Below are 2,517 nucleotides of genomic sequence, written 5' to 3'. Positions count from 1 at the left end.
GACGCCCGCCACCGGGAGCCGCCCGGTGTCCGGCCACGGGCGGGCGGACGCGACCGGCTCCAGGGACGTGCCCGCCAGCACGGGGTGCGGGGTCCGCACGCGCAGGGTCGCGGGCACGACGCCGTGGTGCAGGGCCAGCGCGGTCTTCGCCAGGCCCGCGAGCCCGGCCGCCGACTCGATGTGCCCGATGTTCGACTTCACCGAGCCGACCAGGCACGGCCGCGACCTCGAGCCGAACTCCTCGCGCAGGGCGCTGAGCTCGACCTCGTCACCGATCGGCGTGCCCGCGCCGTGCGCCTCGACGTAGTCCACCTCGTCGGCGGACACCCCGGCGTCGGCGTGGGCCGCGCGCAGCATGGCCACCTGCCCGGCGATGCTCGGCGTGGTGAGCGTGTCGCCGGCCCGCCCGTTGTTGTTGACCGCGCCGCCCAGGATCGTGGCGTACACGCGGTCGCCGTCGCGCAAGGCCGCGCCCAGCGGTTTGAGCACCACCGCCACCGCGCCCTCGCTGCGCACGTACCCGTCGACCCCCGCGTCGCCGAACCGCGCCCGCCCGTCCCGGGACAGGATGCCCGCGTCGGACAGGGCGAGGTAGAAGTCGGCCGACAGCAACAGGTTCACGCCCGCCACCAGCGCCGCGTCCGCCTGGCCGGACCACAGGTCGCGGCACGCCAGGTGCACGGCCAGCAGCGACGTGGCGCAGGTGGCCTCCACGCCCAGGCTCGGCCCGCGCAGGTCCAGCAGGTGCGACAACCGGCCCGCGGGCATGCCCCAGGCGCCGTTGCCCGCCACCGCGTGCATGTCCGACAACCCGGCCGCGCGGACCACGTCCCAGTAGTCGGCGTTGAGGCAGGCCGTGTACACCCCGGTCCGGCTGCCCTCCAGGGCCGCCGCGGTCAGGCCCGCGTCCTCGACGGCCTCCCACACGACCTCGATCATCTGCCGGTGCTGCGGGTCGATCCGGGCGGCCTCGTGGCCGGAGATCCCGAAGAAGTCCGCGTCGAACCGGTCCACGTCCGGCAGGAAACCGCCCACCCGGGTGGCGATCCGCTCGTCGGTCCCGAGGCGCCCGTCCGGGATCTCCCCGACCTCGTCGGCGCCGGAGGCGAGCACGTCCCACAGTTCCCGCGGCCCGCGTGCCCCCGGCAGCCTGCAACCGATGCCGACGATCGCGACCGGTTCCCGGACAGCCCCCAGTCCTTCCCCCACGTCCCCTCCTCACGCGCGCAAGGGGAGCACGACGACGGCGTCCGGCCCCCCGAATCCCCACGGACACACCAAGGTTGGTCGGGCCGTCGTAACGGAACAAGCCGGACTTAACGGAGATCCTCGCCACACGACGGCCAGTCGGGGGCGGACCCGGTGTCCGGCGGGAGGTGCAGGACCACCGAGCGCGTCGAGTCGGCCAGGTTCAGCACCGCGAGCTGGACCACCCGCGGTTCGCCGTCGATCCACAGCTCGCGCAAGCGGGTGCGCTGCTTGCTGACGTAGTGCGAGGACCACCACTCGCAGAACTCGGTGCTGGCGTCGCGCATCACGCCGACCAGCTCCTCGAACCGGGCGTCCCACGCGCGGGCCGCCGCCGCCCGCCGGAACCGGCCCACCACGTCGCGGGTGTCCTCCTCCCAGTTGACGAACCGCTCGCGCGCCTCGGGCGCGGTCAACATCCACCACAGCATGTTGCGCCTGCCCTCCGGCAGGGCGTCGAAGTCGGTGTACCACTTGGCCGCGACGTCGTTCCAGGCCACCAGGTCGCCGTGGATGTCGGCCGCGTACACGGGGAGACCCGGGTGCGCCATCCCGTCCACGACGGCGCGGACCACCGCGTCGTCGGACGTGTCGCTGCGCGGTCTCTCGTCGGACGGCGGGTTGCCGGTCGCCAGCAGGTACAGGTAGGTGCGCTCGTCGTTGCTCAACCGCAGCACGCGGGCCAGGCTCGCCAGCACCTCGGTCGACGGCCGGATGTCGCGGCCCTGTTCGAGGTAGGTGTACCAGGTGGGGCTCAACCCGGCGAGGACGGCGATCTCCTCGCGGCGCAGACCGGGGGTGCGGCGCCGGGAACCGCCGGGCAGGCCGAGGTCGGCCGGGCTGGTGCGCTCCCGGCAACGGCGCAGGAACTGCGCCAGTTCCTGCCTGTTCCTCCGCGTTCCCACAATCCCCCGCCCTCCCCGGTCCACGTCTCAACCTAGTGGTCCGCTTCTCCCGCGTCGAAGCCGCCGACTTCGTGCCCGCTACCTGCTGGTGATGCGCTGGAACTCCGCGTCGACCGGCGCACCGAGGGACACGGCGACCGCGCGATGTCCTGCGTGAGCCCGAAGTTGTGCCGCGGTCGCGGTGGCCTCCGACATGCGGCCGGCCAGGAAGAGGCCGTCCACCAGGTTGGCGGTGAGGTACGGCGGCAGCCACGGCAGGTCGTCGCGCAGCCGCTCCGCGCCGATCAGCGCGCGGCGCAGCGCCGACACGGCCACGGCGGGCCGGTGCTCGGCCGACGCGGTCACCGCCAGCGCCGCCTGGGCG

Annotated in this window: 3 protein-coding genes; all 3 read right to left on the bottom strand. The window is 74.1% G+C overall.

The window, feature by feature from the left end; translation table 11 throughout:
• Positions 1 to 1,209: polyketide synthase (locus AB0G02_RS35090; RefSeq protein ID WP_360803200.1), on the bottom strand; the 1,209-nt coding region annotated here is incomplete at its 3' end.
• Positions 1,210 to 1,316: 107 nt separating this feature from the next.
• A complete protein-coding gene (locus AB0G02_RS35085; protein ID WP_360803197.1) occupies positions 1,317 to 2,153 on the bottom strand; it encodes a helix-turn-helix transcriptional regulator in 837 nt (278 codons plus the stop codon).
• Between the two features lie 78 nt (positions 2,154 to 2,231).
• The coding region (locus tag AB0G02_RS35080) for a hypothetical protein (RefSeq protein WP_360803194.1) at positions 2,232 to 2,517 on the bottom strand (286 nt) is incomplete at its 5' end.

The organism is Actinosynnema sp. NPDC023658 (assembly GCF_040639995.1).
Lineage (GTDB): Bacteria > Actinomycetota > Actinomycetes > Mycobacteriales > Pseudonocardiaceae > Actinosynnema.
This window is presented reverse-complemented; position numbering and strand designations above follow the sequence as displayed.